Source organism: Paraburkholderia sp. RL18-101-BIB-B, from assembly GCF_046026985.1.
GTDB lineage: Bacteria > Pseudomonadota > Gammaproteobacteria > Burkholderiales > Burkholderiaceae > Paraburkholderia.
Genome location: NZ_JARESV010000117.1, coordinates 1 through 4,403, shown reverse-complemented (window position 1 = coordinate 4,403; position 4,403 = coordinate 1). Strand labels below are relative to the sequence as shown.

The window sequence follows — 4,403 nt, the reverse complement described above, 5'->3', positions numbered from 1 at the left end:
CCCCCCCCCCCCCCCCCCCCCCGCGGCCTGGCATTGAACATCCGCGGTGCAACGTGTGAATCTCCAGTCGGACGTACGCTACTCAGGGCAAGCTGTGAAGTCAGGTATCTGGTTAGCAGCGGACGGTCGCGCGTGACGTATAAGTGACTCCAACGGGTCGTCAAGAGTTCGTCACTTTCACGGAATGATGCTTAAGCGGCTGCAGCGGCGGGTAGGCGCTCCGCCCGCTGCCGTTCACACCGCGGCGATTCGCGGAATCGTGCGATCGAATATCGTGGCGACAAACAGGCAGGCGCTCAACACACCCATAACGATGGCCAGGCTGTGCAGGCCGTGATCGCTTGCAGTTTTGCCATATAAGGCGCCAAGGAGGCTGGTCGCCGCGATTGCACCGAGATATCCGGCGGTGCGCTGGAGTCCCGCTGCAGTGCCGATCTCGTCGGCCGGCGACTGCAGATAGACGGCGGTCTGGGTGGCTGTGGAAAACATGCCTTGCGGCACACCGAAGCACACAACCGCGGCAGCGATGATCCATGCGGACTTGCTGCTGTCGATAAAAAACAGGCAGATGCATCCGGCCAGCGCTGCGCCAATGCTCACGATAAACGGCCCTCGAATGCCTTTTGTGCGCCCGCCTGTCACAGAGGAGACGGCGGCGAGCAGCGACATCGGCATGGTGATGAGGCCCGCTTGGCTAGTGGAGAAGCCGGCGCCACTTTCGAGCCACTGAGCGAATCCGTAGAGAATGCAATACACGATCATCAGGACCGCCCCTGCGCGCAGATAGGTTACCGTCAACGGTCGGTTGCGGGCCAACATCCGCACATCGATAAACGGCTGCTTGCGTCGCGCCGAGTGAAGCACGAGTGCCACACCGAGAACGGCGGCGATAGGCAGCATGCTCCAGACTGGGCGGTCGAGATTCATCAGGAAAATCATCAGGCCGAGCAAGAAGCCGGTGAAGAGCAGGATGCCCACCACGTCGAGCTCTGCCATCAGACGCGCAAAGCTGCCGTCGCGCGGCTGATCCTTTGGCACCCACAAAAAAACCAGCAGCGCAGCGAGCAGCGCGAGCGGCGTGTTCACGGCAAAGATCGAATGCCAGCCGAAAGCGCCTGTCAGTACGCCACCCAGCAAGGGTCCGATGGCCAGGGTGGAGACCCCCGCCAGCGAGAGAACGCTCATGGCGACGCGTGGCGGCGCCGCACCGAGCCGATCTGCCTGGACGCGGAAGATGCGCATGGCCGACGGATAGGCGCCGGCGGTGCCGATTCCCAGTGCCACCCGCACCGCGATCAAGACGCTGAGCGTGGGAGCAAACCGGCCGACCAGCGCGGATATCGCGACGATGAAGAGGGAGATCAGGTAAATCCGGCGTGGGCCGAATAGATCCGCCAGTCGCCCCATGGTCGGCTGGGCCACGGCGCTTGCCAGGTAGAGCCCGGCAATAAGCCATCCAGCCTCCGCGACGCTTGCATGGAAGTCGGCCGCAATTGGCACCAGCGCGGTAGAGATCATGGTCGAATTGATCGGATTCAGTACGGCGCCGAGCGCTAGCGGCGCGACGAAACGGAAGCCGAAGCCCGCATGTCGTTCGTTCGGGCGACGGGGATCGCCGCCGGTTGTCGGCGGATTGCTTTGCATTTCGCGTGGCCCAGTTCTTCAGATCGATGTCATCGGACTCCACCACGCGTGCGAGTAGCGGAAAGATGTTGTCGATTGCAAACGCGTGCATGTCATGAGACAGCGCCGTCGTCGCATCTTCGGCGATCACGACTTCGTAGCCATGCTCGTACGCTTGGCGCGCGGTGGATTCGACGCCCATATTGGTTGCGATGCCGGCGAGCACCACCGTTTTGACGTTCCGGCGCCGCAACTGCACATCGAGATCGGTGCCGTAGAACGCGCCCCATTGATGTTTCGTCACGAGAATGTCGGACGCGTGAGCGAGTTTTTCAACGAGCTGGCTGAAGTTCGCTGGAAAGCCCCCTTCCGGACGCGCGAAAGGCCGGTCCACCGGCTGTTTCAGCACATCACCGAAGTCCGCCGCGAAGGCGACGTTGACCAGTACGACCGATGCCCCGGCAGTCCGGAAACGCGCTGCGAGCCGGCCGCCGGTTACTGCCACCTGAGCGCCGGGGCGGGGTGCCAGAGCGGGCATCGACACGATGCCTTGCTGGAGATCGACGAGAATGAGTGCTGTTGTAGTCGCGGGAAGAGCGAGCATGATGGGAGCCTTGCGGTGGATTCGAGGAGGTAACTGACGCCAAAGCATAACTATATTTGAGTATTTGCTCAAATAGAGTTATGTGGCCGAGGGCCGCCGTAACTGGCAAACTGACGGCATGTCTTCGACTCCCGCCAAAACTAAAGCTCTATCTGCTGCCCCGCGGCCCAATCGTGAACGGCCGGCGCTTGCGCCGCAGCGTGGTGTCGGCCGCGAGCGCGTCGCCACGTTGATGGCCGCTGCGTCGAAGGTCATTCAGGAGCGTGGTTTCGATGCCGCAACCATGGCCGAGATAGCGGCGCGCGCGGACACAAAAATCGGTTCGCTCTATCGTTTCTTTCCGAACAAGGAAGTGCTGGCCGATGCACTGATGCAGCGCTACAGCGAGTTGCGTGATGCCCAATGCGACGAAATCGATGCTCGTGCCCGCGTGGTGTCGATAGACGAGTTGGCCGATTTGCTGGTCGACTCCATTGCGGAGATCCACGACGAGACCAAGGCGCTCGTCGCTTTGCTGGATGCCCGTTCGGAATGGTCGGGCAAGCGACTCGAGTATCGCGAGAAGGCGCTCAAGCGGATTGTTGGCACGCTGCGGCTCAGGGCGCCGACATTGCCGGGAGAGACCGCCAAAGACATGGCGGTGGTATTGCTCAACAACATGAAGACGATGGTGGCGATGACGCTCGACAAGTCGGCTCCGACCAGCCCGGGCGGCCCCGCCGAGTTGCGTCTGATGAACCGGCTGTATCTCGCCAGCAAGCTCGCTGGCCACGAACTGCCCGCGGCTCAGGCCGGGGCGCCACCATCAGGTGGTGCTTCCGGGTAGCATGCGCAAGACCGCGTGGCGACGCTATAAAGCGGTCTTGATCAACCCGCGTCGACGCTGCAGTGCCGCGCACGGGCGCATTCTGGATAGCTTCGCCTTCGAGCATATAAATGAACTCAGGGCCAGTGTGGAGGTGAGCAGGAAACGTAGTCCCCGCAGCAAAACGTACGAGCTGCATGCCCCGGCCGTTGGCCTTTCCGAGTCGCTTGAACTCCACGCCTGCTGCGAATGGCGACGGTGTCCACTGGGTACGCGCAGAATCCATGTATGCGAAGGCCGGCATTGAAGACGATTCGCTTTCCAAGCTTACCCTCCTACTGATGGCCGTGGAGCGGCCTCACGAGTTGGCCATCACCATATTCACGAATCACCCTCGCGATGATGACCCGATAGCCGTCCAGCCAGCGACCTTGCTTCGCTTTCGCCTCGACGTGGACTGGATGCCTGATGAGCTGTAGCAATGCCTCTTTCGACTCCCAGTAGTAGACGTTCTGGATCAATCCTTCACCGGAGTTTTCCCACGTCTCCTCACGCACATATCCCGGCATGCCTCGAGCCACTTCGGCAATCCGCCGATCGAGTTCATGGAACTCCTCGTCGTATTGACCAGCCCGAAAAATGAAGGTGGAAGAGTACATTGCGCCTTCTGATGAGTTTTGAGTGACGCCGACCGCTCTCTATTACTACTTCGTCGGGACGACGGTGAGCATTGCATCGGCAAGCTGGGATTCGCCGCTTGACTTGAGTGCTTCGGCAGCACCCTGGATATCCCGTGCTTCCTTGTTCTGACTGAGCTTGCTCTTACCAACAAGACGCGTGATCTCAATCTGAACACCGACGATGGCCCTTACCATGGTATCCACGTAGTCCTTCGGTGCGTCGCCCATCTTCCACGGTTTCGGTTCCGATGCCTCATGTGTGCGAGTGAGCCGACCAACTACGCCTCGCACGTAGCGCTCATCATCGAGAATCGTAATGCGGCCGTGCGCATGGACAACCATGTAATTCCAGGTCGGCACCTGTTTGTGCAGTTCGTGCTTGCTTGGATACCAGTTCGGAGAAATATAGGCGTCGCCCGCACGGAAGACTACAAGCACCTCGTCACCGTTCGCCACGTCCTGCCATACCGGGTTGGCCCGCGCCACATGCGCGCGCAGCACGCCCAGTTTGCCGTCCTCTGCTGTAAGTTCAAACGGAATGTGATTTGCGTCAAGTCCGCTGCTCCGTGAGTGATCAAGGTGCCAAACGGGTGTTGAGCTATGCGGGAGTGCAAAACTTCCTTTCGGGTTTCGGCAAAGTGGACTGGTAAGTACATACGATATCTCTGGCTGCTAAGGGGGATTGGCTGGT

3 protein-coding genes and 3 pseudogenes are annotated in these 4,403 nt (G+C 60.5%); 1 reads left to right on the top strand and 5 read right to left on the bottom strand.

Annotated features, from left to right (window positions below; translation table 11 throughout):
- Window positions 1-234 precede the first annotated feature (234 nt).
- Both P0D73_RS45930 and P0D73_RS45925 read right to left on the bottom strand, forming a co-directional pair.
- Window positions 235-1,644 carry an MFS transporter gene (locus P0D73_RS45930; RefSeq protein ID WP_408321126.1) on the bottom strand — a complete coding sequence of 470 codons (1,410 nt, stop codon included), beginning with the start codon at window positions 1,642-1,644 and terminating at the stop codon, window positions 235-237.
- Window positions 1,645-1,729: 85 nt separating this feature from the next.
- A pseudogene (locus P0D73_RS45925) lies at window positions 1,730-2,227 on the bottom strand (isochorismatase family protein); the annotation flags it as partial.
- 118 nt (window positions 2,228-2,345) lie between these two features.
- Here P0D73_RS45925 and P0D73_RS45920 point away from each other — a divergent pair.
- Window positions 2,346-3,053: a TetR/AcrR family transcriptional regulator gene (locus P0D73_RS45920; protein ID WP_408436312.1), complete on the top strand. Its 708-nt coding sequence runs from the start codon at window positions 2,346-2,348 to the stop codon at window positions 3,051-3,053.
- Between the two features lie 91 nt (window positions 3,054-3,144).
- Here the strand turns inward: P0D73_RS45920 and P0D73_RS45915 are convergent.
- The 3 genes and pseudogenes from P0D73_RS45915 to P0D73_RS45905 form a co-directional block, all read right to left on the bottom strand.
- Window positions 3,145-3,318, bottom strand: a pseudogene (locus P0D73_RS45915) (cupin domain-containing protein); the annotation flags it as partial.
- A gap of 49 nt (window positions 3,319-3,367) precedes the next feature.
- Window positions 3,368-3,691 (bottom strand): antibiotic biosynthesis monooxygenase family protein, encoded by a 324-nt coding sequence (locus tag P0D73_RS45910; RefSeq protein ID WP_408321122.1) that lies wholly within the window; start codon window positions 3,689-3,691, stop codon window positions 3,368-3,370.
- Window positions 3,692-3,736: 45 nt separating this feature from the next.
- Window positions 3,737-4,368, bottom strand: a pseudogene (locus P0D73_RS45905) (FMN-binding negative transcriptional regulator).
- Window positions 4,369-4,403: the final 35 nt, after the last annotated feature.

Bases quoted from the DNA above. Each gene is read 5' to 3' on its own strand.
- P0D73_RS45930 (WP_408321126.1), bottom strand. From the start codon at position 1,644: ATGCAAAGCAATCCGCCGACAACCGGCGGCGATCCCCGTCGCCCGAAC.
- P0D73_RS45920 (WP_408436312.1), top strand. From the start codon at position 2,346: ATGTCTTCGACTCCCGCCAAAACTAAAGCTCTATCTGCTGCCCCGCGG.
- P0D73_RS45910 (WP_408321122.1), bottom strand. From the start codon at position 3,691: ATGTACTCTTCCACCTTCATTTTTCGGGCTGGTCAATACGACGAGGAG.